This is a genomic window from Ruegeria sp. HKCCD3925 (assembly GCF_057221175.1).
In genome coordinates this window covers 646,265-664,382 of sequence record NZ_JBWVBI010000001.1, presented here as the reverse complement: position 1 = coordinate 664,382, position 18,118 = coordinate 646,265, and the positions used below count along the sequence as shown (strand labels likewise).

General features: G+C 56.2%; 15 protein-coding genes. 6 read left to right on the top strand and 9 right to left on the bottom strand.

Features of this window, described 5'->3' with window-relative positions; translation table 11 throughout:
• Positions 1–25: 25 nt before the first annotated feature.
• Both AC2TEM_RS03305 and acs read right to left on the bottom strand, forming a co-directional pair.
• A complete protein-coding gene (locus AC2TEM_RS03305) occupies positions 26–709 on the bottom strand; it encodes an adenylate kinase (protein ID WP_170421197.1) in 684 nt (227 codons plus the stop codon).
• A gap of 7 nt (positions 710–716) precedes the next feature.
• The gene (gene acs / locus AC2TEM_RS03300; protein ID WP_170405196.1) at positions 717–2,681 is read right to left on the bottom strand and encodes an acetate--CoA ligase; all 1,965 of its coding nucleotides are present in this window, start codon (positions 2,679–2,681) and stop codon (positions 717–719) included.
• Positions 2,682–3,089: 408 nt separating this feature from the next.
• Between acs and AC2TEM_RS03295 the strand changes: the two genes are divergently transcribed.
• The 3 genes from AC2TEM_RS03295 to AC2TEM_RS03285 are packed head-to-tail and all read left to right on the top strand — an operon-like array spanning position 3,090 to position 6,202.
• Positions 3,090–4,106: a C4-dicarboxylate TRAP transporter substrate-binding protein gene (locus tag AC2TEM_RS03295; protein WP_170393346.1), complete on the top strand. Its 1,017-nt coding sequence runs from the start codon at positions 3,090–3,092 to the stop codon at positions 4,104–4,106.
• A gap of 59 nt (positions 4,107–4,165) precedes the next feature.
• Positions 4,166–4,795 (top strand): TRAP transporter small permease subunit, encoded by a 630-nt coding sequence (locus AC2TEM_RS03290; protein ID WP_170393345.1) that lies wholly within the window; start codon positions 4,166–4,168, stop codon positions 4,793–4,795.
• 3 nt (positions 4,796–4,798) lie between these two features.
• Positions 4,799–6,202, top strand: coding sequence for a TRAP transporter large permease (locus tag AC2TEM_RS03285; protein WP_170393344.1), 1,404 nt, complete (start codon positions 4,799–4,801; stop codon positions 6,200–6,202).
• Positions 6,203–6,252: 50 nt separating this feature from the next.
• Here AC2TEM_RS03285 and AC2TEM_RS03280 read toward each other — a convergent pair whose 3' ends face one another.
• Genes AC2TEM_RS03280 through rocF form a run of 3 tightly spaced genes read right to left on the bottom strand, consistent with a single transcriptional unit; the run spans position 6,253 to position 9,143 of the window.
• Complete coding sequence (locus tag AC2TEM_RS03280; RefSeq protein WP_170421199.1) at positions 6,253–7,296, bottom strand: ornithine cyclodeaminase; 1,044 nt, start codon at positions 7,294–7,296, stop codon at positions 6,253–6,255.
• Positions 7,297–7,302: 6 nt separating this feature from the next.
• Positions 7,303–8,223, bottom strand: a complete 921-nt coding sequence (ctlX, locus tag AC2TEM_RS03275; RefSeq protein WP_170393342.1) for a citrulline utilization hydrolase CtlX — start codon at positions 8,221–8,223, stop codon at positions 7,303–7,305.
• Positions 8,223–9,143 carry an arginase gene (gene rocF, locus AC2TEM_RS03270; protein WP_170421202.1) on the bottom strand — a complete coding sequence of 307 codons (921 nt, stop codon included), beginning with the start codon at positions 9,141–9,143 and terminating at the stop codon, positions 8,223–8,225. The genes ctlX and rocF overlap by 1 nt, the downstream gene beginning before the upstream one ends.
• An 86-nt stretch (positions 9,144–9,229) precedes the next feature.
• On the opposite strand from rocF, the gene AC2TEM_RS03265 reads away from it, so the two are divergent.
• Together AC2TEM_RS03265 and mprF are read left to right on the top strand one after the other, a co-directional pair.
• Entirely contained in the window at positions 9,230–9,658 is a 429-nt protein-coding gene (locus tag AC2TEM_RS03265; protein ID WP_170393340.1) for an Lrp/AsnC family transcriptional regulator, read from the top strand.
• A gap of 91 nt (positions 9,659–9,749) precedes the next feature.
• Complete coding sequence (gene mprF, locus AC2TEM_RS03260; RefSeq protein ID WP_170405209.1) at positions 9,750–12,356, top strand: bifunctional lysylphosphatidylglycerol flippase/synthetase MprF; 2,607 nt, start codon at positions 9,750–9,752, stop codon at positions 12,354–12,356.
• Positions 12,357–12,359: 3 nt separating this feature from the next.
• Here mprF and AC2TEM_RS03255 read toward each other — a convergent pair whose 3' ends face one another.
• From AC2TEM_RS03255 to AC2TEM_RS03240, 4 genes are all read right to left on the bottom strand, one after another.
• Positions 12,360–13,910, bottom strand: coding sequence for an efflux transporter outer membrane subunit (locus AC2TEM_RS03255; RefSeq protein ID WP_480790398.1), 1,551 nt, complete (start codon positions 13,908–13,910; stop codon positions 12,360–12,362).
• Positions 13,911–13,921: 11 nt separating this feature from the next.
• Complete coding sequence (locus AC2TEM_RS03250; protein WP_170393337.1) at positions 13,922–15,067, bottom strand: HlyD family secretion protein; 1,146 nt, start codon at positions 15,065–15,067, stop codon at positions 13,922–13,924.
• Between the two features lie 21 nt (positions 15,068–15,088).
• Entirely contained in the window at positions 15,089–15,451 is a 363-nt protein-coding gene (locus AC2TEM_RS03245; RefSeq protein WP_170421206.1) for a DUF3302 domain-containing protein, read from the bottom strand.
• Between the two features lie 89 nt (positions 15,452–15,540).
• Positions 15,541–16,299: a DeoR/GlpR family DNA-binding transcription regulator gene (locus AC2TEM_RS03240; protein ID WP_170421208.1), complete on the bottom strand. Its 759-nt coding sequence runs from the start codon at positions 16,297–16,299 to the stop codon at positions 15,541–15,543.
• A gap of 190 nt (positions 16,300–16,489) precedes the next feature.
• Between AC2TEM_RS03240 and glpD the strand changes: the two genes are divergently transcribed.
• Complete coding sequence (gene glpD / locus AC2TEM_RS03235; RefSeq protein ID WP_170421210.1) at positions 16,490–18,067, top strand: glycerol-3-phosphate dehydrogenase; 1,578 nt, start codon at positions 16,490–16,492, stop codon at positions 18,065–18,067.
• Positions 18,068–18,118 lie beyond the last annotated feature (51 nt).

Below are 18,118 nucleotides of genomic sequence, written 5' to 3'. Positions count from 1 at the left end.
AAGCCCTAGGGCTTATCTCCTCCCCTTATTTCATGACCTCGCCGACAATCCCTTGAAGGTCTTGCGCGATGTCGTCGATCTGGCCCATGGCATCGATGCCTTTCAGCACACCTTGGGCTTGATAGTAGTCAATCAGCGGTGCGGTCTGCGCGTGATAGGCCGCCAGACGCGACGCGACCGTCTCGGCATTGTCGTCGGCGCGGCGTTTGAATTCTGTGTGACCGCACTTGTCGCATTTGCCGTCTTCGACGGGCTGCTTGTACGAGTCGTGATAGCCCTCACCGCATCCGGCGCAGGTGTAGCGGCCAGAAATCCGCGTCACCATCTCGGCGTCTTCAACTTCAAGGCTGATGGCCGCGTTGATCTTCTGATCTGAAGACGCGAGCAGACCATCAAGAGCCTCGGCCTGGACTGTGGTCCGGGGGAAACCATCCAGTATGACGCCCTTGACGCAGTCCGGTTCCGCCATGCGGTCGCGAAGGATCGCGATGACGATGCCGTCGCTAACAAGATCGCCCGCCTCCATGACCGCTTTGGCAGCATTACCAGCCTCGGTACCTGCGGCGACCGCGTCGCGCAGCAGATCACCGGTGCTGAGTTGTACAAGCCCGAACTTCTCTTCAAGCATACGAGCCTGCGTACCCTTCCCGGCGCCCGGAGGGCCGAGAAGGATCAGAACAGCGGGGGATATGGTCGTGGCAGCGTCCATCACATCCTCACTTGTTTGCCCGGTTTTCGATCAGGTCTTCGACCACTGACGGATCGGCCAGGGTCGACGTATCGCCAAGCGAACCAAAGTCGTTCTCGGCAATCTTGCGCAGAATTCGGCGCATGATCTTGCCCGAGCGTGTCTTGGGCAAGCCGGGGGCCCACTGGATCACATCAGGCGAGGCAATCGGTCCGATCTCGGTCCGGACCCAGGTGCGCAGTTCCTTTAGCAGCTCATCCGAAGGTTCGCGATCATTCATCAAAGTGACATAGCAATAGATGCCTTGCCCTTTGATTTCATGGGGGTAACCAACCACAGCGGCCTCGGCGACGGCGGCATGGGCGACCAGCGCGCTTTCCACCTCGGCCGTGCCCATCCGGTGGCCGGAGACGTTGATTACATCATCGACGCGGCCAGTGATCCAGTAATCGCCATCCTCATCGCGACGGCAGCCATCGCCGGTGAAGTAGTAGCCTTTGTAGTCCGAGAAATAGGTCTTCTCGAACCGCTCATGATCGCCCCAAACGGTGCGCATCTGACCGGGCCAGCTGTCTTTGATGCACAGAACACCCTCAACGCCATTTCCCTCGATCTCAACACCGGATTGCGGGTCCAGAACCACCGGCTGGATGCCGAAGAACGGTTTCATCGCCGAGCCGGGCTTCATCGCATGCGCACCAGGCAGGGGGGTCATCAGATGACCGCCGGTTTCGGTCTGCCACCAGGTGTCAACAATCGGGCATTTGCCTTTGCCAACAACTTCATTGTACCAGTTCCAGGCTTCCGGGTTGATCGGCTCGCCGACTGTGCCCAGCGTCCGGAGATCGCTCAGGTCGCATTTCTCGACGAACTCGGTACCCTGACCCATCAGAGCGCGAATTGCCGTCGGAGCAGTGTAGAACTGGTTCACCTTGTGCTTTTCGCACACCTGCCAGAAGCGTGATGCATCCGGGTAGGTCGGCACGCCTTCGAACATCAGTGTGGTCGCGCCGTTGGCCAGTGGTCCGTAGACGATATAGCTGTGACCGGTGACCCAGCCGACATCGGCGGTGCACCAGTAGACGTCGCCTTCATGGTAGTCGAATGTGATCTCATGCGTCATCGCGGCATAGACCAGATAACCGCCGGTCGTATGGACGACACCTTTGGGCTGACCGGTCGAACCGGAAGTATAGAGAATGAACAGCGGATCTTCGGCATTCATCTCGGCGGGTGCGCAATAGTCATCCGCTTCAAGCGCCATTTCGTTGTAATCATAGTCGCGGCCATCAATCCAAGTGGTCTGCCCACCGGTGCGTTTGACCACCAGACATTTCACGCTGTCTTTGCAGTGCAGCAGGGCCGCGTCTGCGTTGGACTTCAGCGGAGTCTTGCGGCCACCACGTGGTGCCTCATCGGCAGTGATGACGACCTTGGCATCACATCCGTTGACTCGGGCTGCCAACGCATCGGGTGAAAACCCAGCAAATACAATCGAATGGATTGCTCCGATCCGTGCACAAGCCAGCATCGCATAGGCTGCTTCAGGGATCATCGGCAGATAGATCACAACGCGGTCACCTTTGCGCACGCCCATCGACTCGAGAATATTGGCCATGCGGCAGGTGCGACGGTGCAGTTCGGCGTAGGTAATGTGCTGAGCTTCGTCGTTTGGATCATCCGGTTCCCAGATGATCGCTGTCTGATCGCCGCGCGTATTCAAATGACGGTCAAGACAGTTGGCCGAGACGTTTAGCGTGCCGTCCGCATACCAGTTGATACCAACCGAACCAAAATCATAGCTGACGTCTTTGACCTGAGTATAAGGCTTGATCCAGTCAACGCGCTTGCCTTGCTCATCCCAGAATGCTTCGGGGTTGTTGATCGACGCAGCGTACATATCTGCGTATTTGTCGGCGTCGACATGCGCACGGGCGACAGTTTCTGCGGATGGCGGATATGTCTTGGCATCTGCCTGGGCAGCGGTAGTCATCTTTGAGGCTCCTCCCTCTGGACTGGATTACATGGGATCGATTTTGCCAGCCGATCAGGCAATGTCGATCCGGTTCCTCCCCAAGTTGAATAATACGGGGATCAGAAAAGAAATAAATAAATTGCCATAATCCTTGGATTTCTTTGTGAAGAAATTTCATTTTCGGCACTAACATTGTAAATAATTCTGAAATTGTGCGTAATATACACTTTAAATCAGCAAGATAGCTGTAATGACATAAGTGCTCATTGGCATGTGTCTGGGGCTTTGGCCGATAGCTTCACTTTAATCTCGAAGTCTGGTGGCGATAACACCACTTATCCTCGCAGGGGTTGGCAGCTTCTAGACTTGGCGCTAGCTTCACAATCAAGCATCCCGACAGGGGGCGCAACTAAGGGAGATACCACTATGAAAAAGATGTTGAGCGGTGCGGCTTTTGCCGCCCTGAGTGTGGCGTTTGTCACCGAAGCAGCCGCGACCGAATGGAATGCCTCGGTCTGGGGTAAGCGCCGCGCATTTACCGAGCATGTTGAGAAACTGGCTGAACTGGTGAACGAAAAAACCGGCGGCGATTTCACCATCAATGTTAGCTATGGTGGATTGTCGAAGCCCAAGGAAAACCTGGATGGTATCGAGATTGGCGCGTTCGAGATGGCGCAGTTCTGTGCGGGCTATCACCGCGATAAGAACCGCGCGATCACCGTTTTGGAACTGCCCTTCCTTGGCGTAAACACATTGGATGAAGAGGTGGCCGTCAGCCACGCAGTCTATGATCATCCTGCAGTCAAGGACGAGATGGCGCAGTGGAACGCGCGCATCATCATGACTTCACCGATGCCTCAATATAACCTTGTTGGTACCGGTGACCCTCGTGATGAGCTTGCCGAGTTCGACGGCATGCGCGTACGCGCCACTGGCGGTTTGGGGCAAGCATTTGAAGCGGTTGGTGGCGTACCTACGTCCGTGCCCGCGACCGAAGCCTATAATGCGATGGAATCTGGCGTGGTCGATACCGTGGCCTTCGCTCAGCATGCGCATTTGTCATTCGGGACGATCAACGAAGCTGACTGGTGGACGGCCAATCTGAATCCTGGAACGGTAAACTGTCCGGTGGTGGTGAATATCGACGCTTATGAAGCGCTGCCAGCCGAACATCGCGAAGCGCTGGACAGCTCGATTAATGAGGCTATCGATCACTATCTGGCCAACTACGGTGGACTGCTTGAAAAGTGGGATGGCGTGCTGGCAGAGAAAGGCGTTGAAAAGGTCGAGATTGACGATGCCGTGCTTGAGGAGTTTCGCGCCAAAGCCGCTGATCCGATTCGCGCGAAGTGGATCGAAGACATGACCGCTCAGGGTCTACCTGCGCAGGATCTTTATGATCTTGTGCAATCGACACTGCAACAGCAGCGCGGCGGTAACTGATCGCCACAGCCGGGTGTCATTAGGCACCCGGCATCTCCTTCAATCAAAGGAATGCTGAGATGGCAGGACATGCCACGGTGCTTGAGGATGGCAGTCTTCTAAGCCGGTTGGATCACCGTTTGTTACGTCTAGAGCGTTTTATGGCGCTGATCAGCGGTTTCGCGGTTTTCGGGCTCATGGTGCTAGCTGTTGTGTCAGTCAGCGGCCGAAACGCATTAAACGCGCCTTTGCCCGGATATGTTGACTGGATTGAACAGGCGATGCCCCTGATCGCGTTTCTGGGTATCTCGTTTGTGCAACGTGATGGCGGGCATATCCGAATGGATATCGTTATCTCGCGCCTGAAAGGGCGGGCGCTGTGGTTGTTCGAGCTGATCTCGGTTCTGTTGATACTGCTGCTGATGCTGGCGCTGGTTTGGGGTAGTTGGTCCCACTTTGACCGGTCCTTTGACTTCGGCGCTCCGATGTGGAGTCGCGACAGCTCGATTGATATCGGGATTCCTATTTGGCCAGCCAAGCTGCTGGCACCCGTTGCTTTTTCGGTGCTGTGCGCCCGGCTAATCTTGCAGGTCTGGGGCTATGGACGCGCCTTCATGCTGGGGCTCGAGGCACCGGTGGCCGTACCGCTGATACAGGATGCCGCCGCACAGGCTGCAGCCGAGGCCGAACAATTCGAAGGACGTAACTGACCCATGGACACGATTGATATCGGCCTTTGGGTCACTGCCGGACTGTTGGTTCTTGTCGTCACTGGCATGCGGGTGGCATTTGCTGCAGGTCTGGCAGGGTTGGTTGGCCTTGTTTGGATATTCTGGGCAAAGTTTGGGTATGATCCCGAGCGGTTTGGTAAGGCACTGACGGTGGCCGTCAAAACGGCTGGCCAGGTGCCACATTCCAAGGTGGCGTCTCATACGCTGAGCCTGATCCCAACATTCATCCTGATCGGCTATCTAGCCTACTACGCTGGCCTGACCCGCGCCTTGTTTGAGGCGGCAAAACGCTGGGTGGCATGGGTGCCTGGCGGGTTGGCCGTTTCAACGATTTTTGCGACCGCCGGTTTCGCCGCCGTATCAGGTGCATCGGTCGCCACATCAGCCGTCTTTGCGCGCATCGCCATCCCTGAAATGCTGGCTGTCGGGTATAACAAACGTTTCGCCGCCGGTGTGGTTGCCGCTGGCGGGACCTTGGCCTCGCTAATCCCCCCATCTGCGATCCTTGTGATTTACGCCATCATTGTCGAGCAGGATGTGGGAAAACTGCTGCTCGCAGGCTTCATCCCCGGTGCGTTTTCGGCGGTGATCTATGGCTTGCTGATCGTCGGTATCGCCGTGATCTTCAAGTCCGTCGGACCGCCGGTCACCGGGTTTACCTGGAAACAACGATTTGCTGCACTTCCGGGCGCACTGCCCATTGTGGCGGTGATCCTCATCATCATCTGCTTTGTCTATAACCCCTTCGGCGACAAGGCTTGGGGCACCCCGACCGAGGGCGGGGCCATCGGGGCCTTCATCGTGTTCTGCTTTGCCCTGATCCACGGCATGCGCTGGCCTGAATTCAAATCGGCCTTGCTTGAAACCGCCAAACTGACCGCCATGATTTTCGCGATTATTTGGGGTGTTTTGATCTACGTGCGCTTTCTTGGTTTCGCAGATCTGCCGGGGGCGTTTTCCGACTGGATCACTTCGCTCGAAATGTCGCCTATGTTGATCCTCATTTGCATCCTGCTGGCCTACGCAGTGCTGGGCATGTTCATGGATGCGATCGGTATGTTGCTTTTGACACTTCCGGTTGTGTATCCCGCCGTTATGGCCCTGAACGGAGGCGAGGCCGTCAGCGCAGCAGACAGCGCCTTTGGTATGTCCGGGCCGATGTGTGCGATCTGGTTTGGTATCTTGGTGGTCAAAATGGCCGAGTTCTGCCTGATCACACCTCCTATTGGTCTAAACTGTTTTGTTGTCGCAGGCGTGAGGCCTGATCTTAGTGTTCAGGATGTCTTCAAAGGGGTAACGCCGTTCTTCATTGCCGATGCACTTACCATCGCACTGCTGGTGGCCTTTCCAGGGATTGTTCTATACCTGCCATCGCTTGCGGGATAAGAAAAAGCCCCGGCCAAAGGCCGGGGCACAGTTTTAGAAGTGCGGGTTCTTTATCCTGCCCGCATCAACATCCCAAACAGGTCCCTTGGGTCGTCAGGGTCTGCCAGCATATCCAATGCCTCATAGAAATCAGTGCCTTCAATCGCGCTTTTGATGTAACGTAGTGCCGAGAAGTCCTCGATCGCGAAGCCGACACTGTCGAACAACGTGATCTGTCGATCATCGGTGCGCCCTGTGGCTTGGCCGGTCAAAACTTCCCACATCTCGGTGACAGGGTGATCATCCTCCAGAGCCTGAATCTCACCTTCGATCCGCGTTTGTTCGGGGTACTCTACAAAGATCTCCGACCGCAAAAGAATGTCGCGGTGCAGTTCGGTCTTGCCGGGGCAATCCCCTCCGATCGCGTTGATGTGGACGCCGGGGCCAACCATGTTGTCGGTCAGGATGGTCGCGTATTTCTTATCGGCAGTGCAGGTCGTTATGATCTGAGCGCCTTCGATCGCGTCCTCAGGTGTTTTACATGGCACGACGGTCAGCCCTTTGCCCTGCAGATTGGCTGCACATTTCGCCGTCGCGTTCGGGTCTGTGTCGTAGAGTCGGACCGTATCGATCCCGCACATGGCTTTGAAGGCCAGGCACTGGAACTCGGATTGCGCGCCGTTTCCAATCATCGCCATCGTCGTTGCGGATTCGGGCGCGAGGTATCTGCCGACTAGCGCCGAGGTTGCCGCCGTCCGCAGCGCGGTCAACATCGTCATTTCGGTCAACAATGTCGGGTAACCGGTATAGACATCAGCCAGAAGGCCAAATGCGGTAACGGTCTGCAGTCCCTCAGACGTATTTTTGGGATGCCCGTTAACGTATTTGAACCCGTATGCCTCACCATCCGAGGTTGGCATCAGTTCGATCACCCCATGTGGTGAGTGGGCCGGGATGCGGGGCGTTTTGTCAAAGCTCTCCCAGCGTTTAAAATCGGATTCGATCTGCGCGGCAATCTGCGTGATCATCTGTTCGACCCCGATGTGGTGGACCAGACGCATCATGTTGTCGACGGATACAAATGGCACGAGGGCCTTATCAGAAGGTTGCATCAAAGACTCCTATCGGCGGGAAAGATGGATACCAGCGATCATACAACGTACGGATCCACCGGCTGTTTCAATTGTGGGAACCGAGAGCGGCAGCGGAGTTGCACTGGCTTCGATGATCGCGACTTGAGCAGGTGTAAGAGCCTGTAGCGCTCGGCTAGATAACGCCAGGACAAGACCATCATTGCCACTAAGCTCAATCGCGTTTCCTGCAAAATCTGCAATCTGCTCATGGGACAGATCGATGACAGTACGGCCAGATTCCTCAAGCCGTGCCCGAACTGTTGCCCGACGTTCTGGGTTGGAAATCATGTCCAAACAGATAAGGGCGTAGTGCGTGCCGATCCCCATCAGGACATTGGTGTGATAGACATCACGGCCTTCAGCGTCCTTTGCATCAAAGGCAATCGGCTCATAGTTAAAATGCGTACAGAAACGCTCCAACAACACCGGATCGGCGCGGTTGGATCGAACAGTGTAGGCAATACGGCCCACGTGATCCAGAACCATTGCGCCAGTGCCCTCAAGCGCGAGGTCGTCCTGTTCGAGGCCGGAATAGTCGATGACGTCTTGCACTCGATATTCCCGCTTCAGTAACTCAATTACATCTGAGCGTCTTTCGCGTCTGCGCGATGGAACGAACATCGGATAAACAGCGACATGACCGCCTGGATGGGTCGAAAACCAGTTGTTTGGGAACACGCTGTCGGGTGTGTCACGTTCGCCTTCGTCGTCAAACACATGAACGGTCACACCAGCAGCGCGAAGCTGTTCTACTGCTTTGTCATGCTCATCCCGCGCGGCAGCAGACGTCGCTGCAGCAGATCGATTTGCCAATGTTTGAAACGCATTGTCGTCGCGGGTCTCTGGATTTGACGCAAATGCATGGGGGCGCACCATCACGACAGCTGAAGGAGATTGAAGAGAAATCATCAGAAGCTCCGGGTTGGGCGATCGAAGATGCGACGACCCATAAGCGAGGCTGCAAGATCGACCATCAGTTTTGCGGTTCGGCCGCGCTCATCCAGGAACGGGTTCAGTTCAACTAGATCCAGCGAACAAACGAGACCGCTTTCATGCAGCAATTCCATGACCAGATGGGCCTCACGTTCGGTGGCACCGCCGGGGACAGTGGTGCCGACGGCTGGTGCGATCGACGGGTCAAGGAAATCTACATCCAGCGAGACATGCAGGATGCCGTTTGCTGCGCGCACTTTGTCAAGGAAGGCCAGTAGGGGTGTCTTGATACCATGCTCGTCGATGCTGCGCATATCGGCGAGCATCGCGTGATCTTTTTCCAATGCCGCACGTTCGGCGGGATCGACCGAGCGCAGACCAATCATACCGACGCGATCCGTTGGGATCGGCGATATCAGCGGTGGAAAGGCGTCAAAGCCTGACTGGCCAGTGAAATAAGCGACCGGCGTTCCATGCAAATTACCGCTGGCCGTACTGCTGGGCGTATGGAAATCACTGTGTGCATCTAACCAGAGCACGAACAGAGGGCGCCCGATACGGTTCGCATGTGCCGCCATTCCTGCCACTGTGCCCATCGACAGGGCGTGATCACCGCCCATGAAAATAGGAAGGCCTTCAAGCGCGGCTTCCTGAGCCGTGCGGCTCAGCGCCTGTGTCCAGCCAACGCATTCCGGTAACGAGAATAGATGGGTGTCTTCCGACATGTCGACGGCATCTGGTCGCGTGTCACCGATGTCCGACACAGAATGCCCGAGATCTGACAGCGCTTGGGCGAGACCCGCGACCCGATAGGCATCTGGACCCATCCGACAGCCTTGGCGGTGTTTGCCGGCATCCATAGGCGCTCCGGCGAGAATGATGTTCATTTTGCTCATAAGTCTATCTATCGATACGATATGAGTTGAGAAAAGAGATCAAATTGGTCAAAGTGAATTGGCTAATTCCGATTTGGTAATCACGCATGGACGAACTGGACAATCGCTTATTGAACGCACTGCACAGGGACGCTCGGGCATCGTTGTCGGAACTGGCTGAACTGCTCGGGGTGACCCGAACAACCGTGCGCAGCCGACTAAAGCGGCTTCAGCAGTCTGGCGAAATCGTCGGCTTTACCGTTGTGACACGGCAGGGCGTATCGGAAAGCCCTGTTCGTGGATTGATGATGCTTGAGATCGCAGGCCGCGGGACCGAGCGGATCAGATCGCGGATCGCTGCGATGCGTCAGGTTCGGGCGGTGCACTCAACCAATGGAAGTTGGGATCTGATCGCAGAGATCGGAACCGATACACTGGATGAGCTTGATGAAGTCCTGTTCCAGATCCGTCGGATGGAGGGCGTTACACGATCTGAGACCAATCTGTTGCTCTCGACACGCAAGGGACGCTCGTGACGCGTTGGCCTAGGCCCTTTGCCGGATGGAAAATTCGTGCAAAGCTTTGAATTGACACTGATCTGAGGATCGCGGGGCAGGGGCGAACGGAATGACGACACAGCCGACAACGGAAGAGACACGCGCCGTACGTCTGGCCGAGTATGTGACAGGGCTGTTGGAAAAGCCGCTGGTCAAGATTGCGGTTCCGTTGCTGATTACAGGAATCGCGCTTGCGGTTCTGCATGACCTCTCTGCGCATGTGAAATGGTCAGATATCCAAAGCGATATCGCAGCGAAACCATGGAAATTCATGTTTTTTGCGATGTGCTGGACGGCTTTCAGTTTTCTGTCGCTTTCGTTCTACGATGTGCTTGCCGTGCAGAGCGTCGCCGATGGAAAAGTGCCTTTGCCCGTCGCAGGGATGGCCGGAGCAAGCGGCTATGCGGTATCGAACTGCCTAGGATTCTCCTATATCACCGGCACCGCGATCCGATACCGTATCTATGCGTCGCTGGGGCTTGATCTTGGCCGCGTGGCCGGGGTGATCGCGACCTCTTGGGTGGCGTTCTGGATGGGACTGATCCTGCTTTTGGGCCTGTTGCTTACAATACACCCGGATGGCATTTCCAAGGTCCTGCCGATCAGTGAAACGACGGAAACTGTGATCGGTCTGAGCATGTTGGCGGGGCTTGCGGTCTTGTTTGTCTGGCTTTCAAGCGGAGGGCGGCGATTGGCCTATGGCGGGTTTGGGTTCAACCTGCCGGGCGGCAAGCTGGCAAGTCTGCTGACAATCGCGGCGGTAGGCGATCTGTTCGGCGCTTCAATGGCGCTGTATGTGCTCATGCCGGACGATCTGGGGGTTGGCTACCCGTATTTCTTCGCGGTCTATATAGGCGCAATAGCGGTGGGTATCCTTAGCCATGCACCGGGTGGAATCGGTGTGTTCGAAGCCACTCTGATCGCTGGTCTAGGGGCGTCGGGCCGGTCTGATGTGATCGCTGCGCTTCTGCTCTACCGACTGGTCTATACGTTCCTTCCGTTTGCCATCGCCAGCCTGTCGATCGCGGTCGCGTCGGTGCTAACACAGCGCCATCGCATCGGGGGCGCGGTCACTTGGGTCTATCGCGCAATTCGCCCCATTGTCCCGATGGTGGCTGCCGGCGTCGCGGCTGTGGCAGGAGTTATCCTGTTGGTTTCAGGGGCTTTGCCTTCCAGTACGCAGAACCTTGGCGTACTGCGAGAGGTTTTGCCTTTGTCATTTGTCGAGGCATCTCATCTTGCAGGCAGCGCCGTGGGTGTCCTACTGCTACTTGTCTCACGTGGTCTATTCCGCAAGCTCTATCGGGCATGGGTTGTTGCCATGCTTTTGATGGTGGCAGGTTTCTTCGCCTCGCTCGCCAAAGGGCTTGATACGCATGAAGCCCTTTCATTGCTGTTCACGATTGGCCTTTTGGCGATGTTTCGGGGGGCGTTTTACCGGGTAAGCGGTGCATCTATCTTTCGGCTAAATATCCCTTGGCTGGTCAGCGTCGTCGCGTTGCTGGCGGTGATTTTCTGGATTGGATTGTTCGCTTATTCCCATGTCGAATATCAAAACGCGCTGTGGTGGGACTTTGCCTGGAGTGGAGATGCCTCGCGATTCCTGCGGTCCAGCCTCGTGGTGGCCGTGATCGTTGGCATCGTGGCGGTGAACTCGCTGTTCGGCCGTGAAATCCCCGCGCCGGTTAGGACTGAAATCCCCGAAGTTGTCGAACGTCTCGTGATGGAGAGCGAAGACACCGAATCTCAGATTTCACTGACGGGCGATAAGCAATTCCTGATCTCGCCTGACGAAACCGCATTCCTTGCCTATGCCGATACTGGCAATGCGCTGATCACCAAAGGAGAGCCTGTGGGTGATGAGCAAGCGGGACAGCAACTGATCTGGCAATTGCGAGAAATGGCCGATCGCGAAGGCAAGCTTTGTGCGTTTTACAGTGTATCGACCAAATATCTGCCGACATTCCTGGACCTCGGCCTATCGATCCTGAAGATCGGAGAAGTGGCCCGCGTACCGCTGCAGAATTTTTCGCTGGACGGAAAATCGCGCAAACGGTTCCGGCAGGCGAAGAACAGGGCTGAGCGTGAGGGGTACAAGTTCGAAATTATCCCCAAGGAACAGCTTGCACCGGTGTTGCCCGAACTTCGTCAGATCTCGGACGATTGGTTGGCGCAAAAGGCAGGTGAGGAAAAGGGTTTTGCCTTGGGCGGCTTTGATGATGCCTACCTTTCTTATTTCGACCATGCGGTTCTGCGGGATGAGACGGGCAAGATCATGGCCTTCGCCAACCTGTTTCAAGGCGGAAATAAATCCGAACTGTCTCTGGATTTGATGCGTTATGAACCGGACAGCCCCAGCTTTGTCATGGATGCGCTGTTTGCTGAGATGATGGTCTGGGGGTCCGAGCAGGGATTCCACTGGTTCTCACTGGGCGCAGCGCCATTTTCAGGGATCGAAAACCGGCAGTTGGCCTCGCTTTGGAATCGGATCGGTGGGTTCGTTTATGAACATGGCGAACAATTCTACCACTTCGAAGGCCTGCGCGCCTTCAAGCAAAAATTCGATCCGGAATGGAGCCCCAACTATCTAGCCAGCCCCGGCGGGTTGGCCGCGCCACGTATCCTCTACGAAGTTAACATCCTGATCTCGGGTGGCCTGCGCGGGTTGACGAAATAGGCCTTAGTTCAAGCTGGCGCGTGTTGGCGTTTTCTCCAACAGATCACCCCAATCGGTGCGATAGGCCATCTCGGCCAGCACCGTCTCGGGTAGGAATTCCTGATTCTGCCGAATCTGCCAACCACCACCCAGACCTTTGTAGATCGCGACCAGATTCGAAGAGACCTCCTGCCGGGCCTCGATCAGGTTCGCCTGCGATCTTAATAGCGCGGTCTGCGTGTTCAGGATACGCGAATAGCTGGCGATGCCGTCTCGGTACTGATCGACCGCGATTTCAGCCGCCTTGCGCGAAGCTTCGACGCTGCGCTGATAAAAGGTGACCTGTTTGCGCGCCTGTGCGTAAGCAACCATCGCGCTTTCGACCTCGGAATACGCGGTCAGAACAGTATTCTGATAGTTGGCGATCAACGCTTGATAGGCGGCATCCTGCGCGCGGACATTGTTCTTGATGCGGCCATAATTCAGGACGTTCCAGACAACGCCTGCGCTAGCCAATCCTGTGGCGCTGTTGGTGCTGAACAGATCGCGCCCACCCGAGGCCTGCAAACCGATCGCGCCCGACAGGATGAATTGTGGATAGAGATCAGCCAACGCGATCCCCACCTGCGCCGATTGGGTGGCTGCCGCCAATTCGGCGGCGCGGACGTCAGGCCGCCGCCGTAGCAATTCGGCGGGCACACCAACGGCCACGTTGCTGCGCCCTGTTGGAATTCGGCCTGAATTGCCGATCAAGCCAGTCATCTGAGACGGCGTTTTTCCTAACAGAACCGCCAGTGCGTTCTTGGCTTGTTGGATATCGCTTTCCAACTCGGGCACGAGTGCCTTGGTGTTGTTGAGCAGGGCAGTCGATTCCTGCACATCCAACTCGGTTGTAACGCCGTTGTCAAAGCGCAGCTGAGTGAGGTCTGCCGATGCCTGCTGAATCGTGATGTTTTCCCGCGCGATGCGCAGAGCCTCTTGCAACGAACGGATGTTGATATAAAGCGCCGCTACGTCCCCGGTCAGCGTGACCAGTGCGTCGTCATAATTAGCAACCTGCAGTGCCAGGTTCGATCGCGCGGCCTGTACGCCGCGACGTTGCTGGCCCCATACGTCCAGTTCCCATTGCGCATCAAACCCAACTTGCGAAGTCGAGAATTCGGTGTCCAAGGGAATAATCCGCCGGATGTCCGAAATCGGCCCAAGATTGTCGCTGATCTGTCGGCGTTGGAGCGAACCGCCCACGGCCTGCGATTGCGGGTAGAGCTCTCCGAATGCGATACCAAGCTGCGCGCGGGCCTGAAGTACGCGGGCACCTGCGACCTGTAAGGTCAGGTTCTGCGCATAGGCTTCGGCGATCAGCTTGTTCAGCGTCGGATCATTAAACGTTTCCCACCAGCGCACAACCGGAGCGCTGCGTGAGGTCAGGCCGCTCTGGCCCGCGCTGGGGTTGTTGACCTCCATCCATTGCTTCACGACCGGAGAGTTGGGGCGCACAAAATCAGGCCCCACCGGCGTACAGGCGGTGAGGGTAGCGGCGCAAAGGGCAGTGCCTAACAACCGGCGGAGTGTCATCGTACGCATCCTCAGATATCCAGTGGCCGGATGAAGTTGGCGAAGGAATAGAGGCGAATGTTGATGCGCCTCAGAAATTCAAAGCTTTTTCCCATGCCGGTGTAAATCGCCACCGCAGCGTGGCCACCTGCAGGAAAAGTATGCCCCTCAGGCACATCGACCGAGATCTGAACAGCGATCCGACCGGGCAGTTTTGGCAGCTCAAAGCCGGGCAGGCGGCCTGAGGGCAAGTATTGGCCCTGACGTGTAGCCCACCAGACCGCCTCAACCTTGCCGGTCAGAATTTCTCCGGGATAGAGGTCCAGAGCAACTTCGACCGGTTGGCCGACCTCGACAAATTTCAGGTTCTGCTGGCGGAAGGTGGCTAGAATATAGGGGTCTTCTTCGGTGACAAAGCTGGCAATGGCACCCAGACGAATTTCCCCCACAACCATCCCCGGGCGGGCCTGTTGCGAAACGATCATGCCATTTTCGGGGGCATAGATCGTTGTGTTATCGAGAAAATACTCGGCCTCGGCCAGCTGCGCCTCAGCCTCAATAATGCCCGTATTCACGCCGTCGATCTGTGAATCCAGCGCAAGGTTGGCCTTTTCCAAATTGGCCTGAGCTTCCTTAATCTTCGCCTGATCTTCCGCGACCTGTTCGTTCCAGCGGTCTAGTTCATCCTGGCGGGCGCCCCCGGCGGGAACGAGGTTCTCGTATCGCGCTTGTTCGGTCAGCGCATAGGCCAGCTGCGCGTTCGCGCGTTCGACTGCTTCTCCCGCCGCGATAACGTCCTGTTCAAGGATCTTTGCGTTTTGCTGCGCCGCCACCAGCTGTGCATTCGCCTTGTCCACGGCCAGCGAAAACACCGTGTCGTCGAACTTATACAGCGGATCGCCCTTAGTGACCCAGGTGTTGGGCTCGACCAAAACCTCGGACAGGATTGTGGGCTGTGTCAGGCGCGGGACGATCTGGATGGTGGAGCGCACGACGTGGCTGTCGACGGAAAAGGGCTGAAAGAAGCGCAGCGCGACCAAAAAGATCAGCAGCAGATGAGCGCCGACCCAGAATGAGACGATCCCCCACATGATGTTGAATTTCAGCCATTGCACCTTGAAGAAGATGAACCAGACAAAAATAATGTAGAAAAGCGTGATGCCTAGGGCGACGAACATGAGTGCTGAATTCCTTTGGCCTTAGGCTTGCTTTGTTTCGTCGGTATCAAGTGGGTCCTGGTATTCCGGTTTGACGGTGCCTCCCAGACGCTTGATTTCATCCCTTATGGCCTTGCGTTCTTCATCAGGGCCGCGGCGCATGTCGACGGTGACGCCGTCGTGAAACGCCCAGATAAAGGCATGCACCCAAGGGACAATCGCCAAAAATCCCATCCATCCCATGATCTTGACCGCTTCGGCATGGGGGTGATTGCGTTTGATCGCGATACGTCCGGGCAGACCCATTAGGAATAGAAACAACGCCATCACCGCTGCCAGCAGCAAGATAAGTGCCACAAATGTCAGATAGTCATAGTAGCCCAGCGGCTGCCCTAAAAGTCCCATGCTCGCGCCTCCTGTTGTTGGAAACTGTTCCATCCTCGGGCGCTGTTGTCCAGCTAATCAATCACTTTCTGGCTGATCGGAAGGATGCATCAGCATTCAATAATTTTGGTGTTCCAATCTATGCACTTCTGATGGAGGTCGCCGGGCAGCGGTAGATCAGTATAAACCATATCAACATCGGATAATGAGGCGATGCGTGCGGGCGCGGTGCGCTGAAACTTTGAAGCATCCGCTACTAGGCTGATCTGCCGGGCTTGTTCAATGATAGTTTGACTGACCAGTACTTCTTGGAGATCGAAATCCATTAGATCCCCATCCGCATCCAATGCGGAACAGCCGATAATCGCGTGATCGAATTTGAACTGGCGGATGGTCGAGACCGCAAGATTCCCGACCAACCCACTATCTGATCTGCGCAGCACACCGCCTGCAACGACGATCTGGCAATCGGGGTTATCGGCCAGGATATTGGCAACGTTCATATTGTTGGTCACGACCATTAGGTTTTTGTGTTTCAGCAATTGGCGGGCAACGGCCTCGGTCGAGGTGCCTATGTTCATAAAGATCGAGCTGCCCTCGGGGATGTCGGCCGCGCAGCGTTCAGCGATGCGTGTCTTGGCTTCATGGTTCAGGGCGCGCCGGTCTTCGTATCCAATATTAGACACGCCAGAACGCAGAACGGCACCCCCGTGAACCCGATCCAACTTACCAGCTTCTGACAGTTCAGTCAGGTCACGGCGAATGGTTTGAACCGTCACCTGAAAGCGCTCGGCCAGTCCTTCGACAGTAACGCGGCCCTCTTGCTCGGCGACTAAAAGAATGTCCGATTGGCGAAATGATAGTGACATGGGCGGTCCTGAGTTCCGGAGTTTTCGTTTTTGTTCTAATTTTGCGGTTAAGCAAGGGAATTCGTTAGTTGCACTTATTAATATTCGTTGTTTCAGCTAAAAACGAACAATATCGAAAAATAAAGTTGACGATACGAACCATCATACTGCTAATGCGCTTGAAACTGCCACGTTGGGGAATCAATTGGATATGTCATCGGACAGCAGCCAAGTTACCGATCTTTTTGTGATCGGCGGGGGTATAAATGGGTGCGGTATCGCACGTGATGCGGCAGGTCGGGGCCTATCGGTCACCTTGGCTGAAATGAACGATCTGGCCTCGGCGACGTCGTCAGCCTCGACCAAACTGTTTCATGGCGGGCTACGGTACCTGGAATTTTTTGAATTTCGTTTGGTGCGTGAAGCGCTGGTCGAACGCGAGACCTTACTGCGCGCTATGCCCCATATCAGTTGGCCCATGCGTTTCGTGCTGCCCTATCACGCCGATATGCGTTTTGACTCTGAAACGCCGACCTCACGGTTGCTAAGTACGGTGATGCCATGGATGCGCGGGCGTCGTCCTGCCTGGCTAATACGGCTTGGCCTGTTTTTGTATGACAATCTGGGCGGTCGCAAAATCCTGCCGGGTACACGTTCGCTGAACCTGCGCGCGACACCCGAGGGGGCTCCGCTGCAAGACAAATTTGAAACCGCCTATGAATACTCGGACTGCTGGGTCGAGGATTCGCGGCTGGTGGTTTTGAACGCCCGCGATGCCGAGGCACGCGGGGCCAAGATCTTGGTCAGGACCGAGGTTCTTTCGGCTGAGCGGATCGATGAACTGTGGCAGGTTACGATCCGGGATCGGGATAGCGGCAAGACCGAAACCGTCCTTGCGAAGATGTTGATCAATGCGGGCGGACCTTGGGTAGGTGACATCATCCAGACCAAGATCCGGGTCAATTCCCGAGAAGGCGTCCGTCTGGTGCGTGGCAGCCATATCGTGACACCCAAGCTGTTTGACCATGACAAGTGCTATTTCTTTCAGGGCGAAGACGGGCGCATCATCTTTGCGATCCCGTACGAGCAGGATTTTACCTTGATCGGAACCACGGATCAGGATCATTCTGACCCCTCCGAGCCTCCGATTTGTACGGAGGCCGAGCAGGAGTATCTGTGCGCTTTCGCATCGAAATACTTCGCGAAGCCCGTTACCCGTGAAGATATTGTCTGGACCTATTCAGGCGTCCGTCCGCTATATGATGACGGCGCAAGCAGTGCCACGGCGGCTACCCGCGATTACACGCTGAAAGTTGATGCCGAGAGCGGGGCTCCGGTGTTGAATGTCTTTGGTGGTAAAATCACCACCTACAGACGCCTCGCGGAAAGCGCGCTGGAGAAGATTGGAGAGCATTTCCCGGATCTTGGCGGACCATGGACCGCAGGCGTCCCATTGCCCGGCGGGGATTTTCCGGTCGACGGCGTGCAGGATTTGATCGGGGAACTGATAGCGGAGTACCCGTTCCTGACCGATTTTTGGGCCCGTCGATTGATCCGGGCCTATGGCACCGAGACCTGGGACCTTCTGGGTCCGGCAAAAGATCAGAGCGATCTGGGTGACGATTTCGGCGCGACGTTGACCGAGGCCGAACTGGTTTGGCTGATGGACAAGGAATACGCGCGCACCGCTCAGGATGTCGTGTGGCGGCGCAATAAGCTGGGTCTAAGGCTCAGCCTCGAGCAGATCGGCCGGATAGACGACTGGATGGCCAAACGGTTAGCTGACTAGCGCGCGGATCGGTTGATCCGTGCAAAAAAAAAGTAACGCCCCGCAGATGTG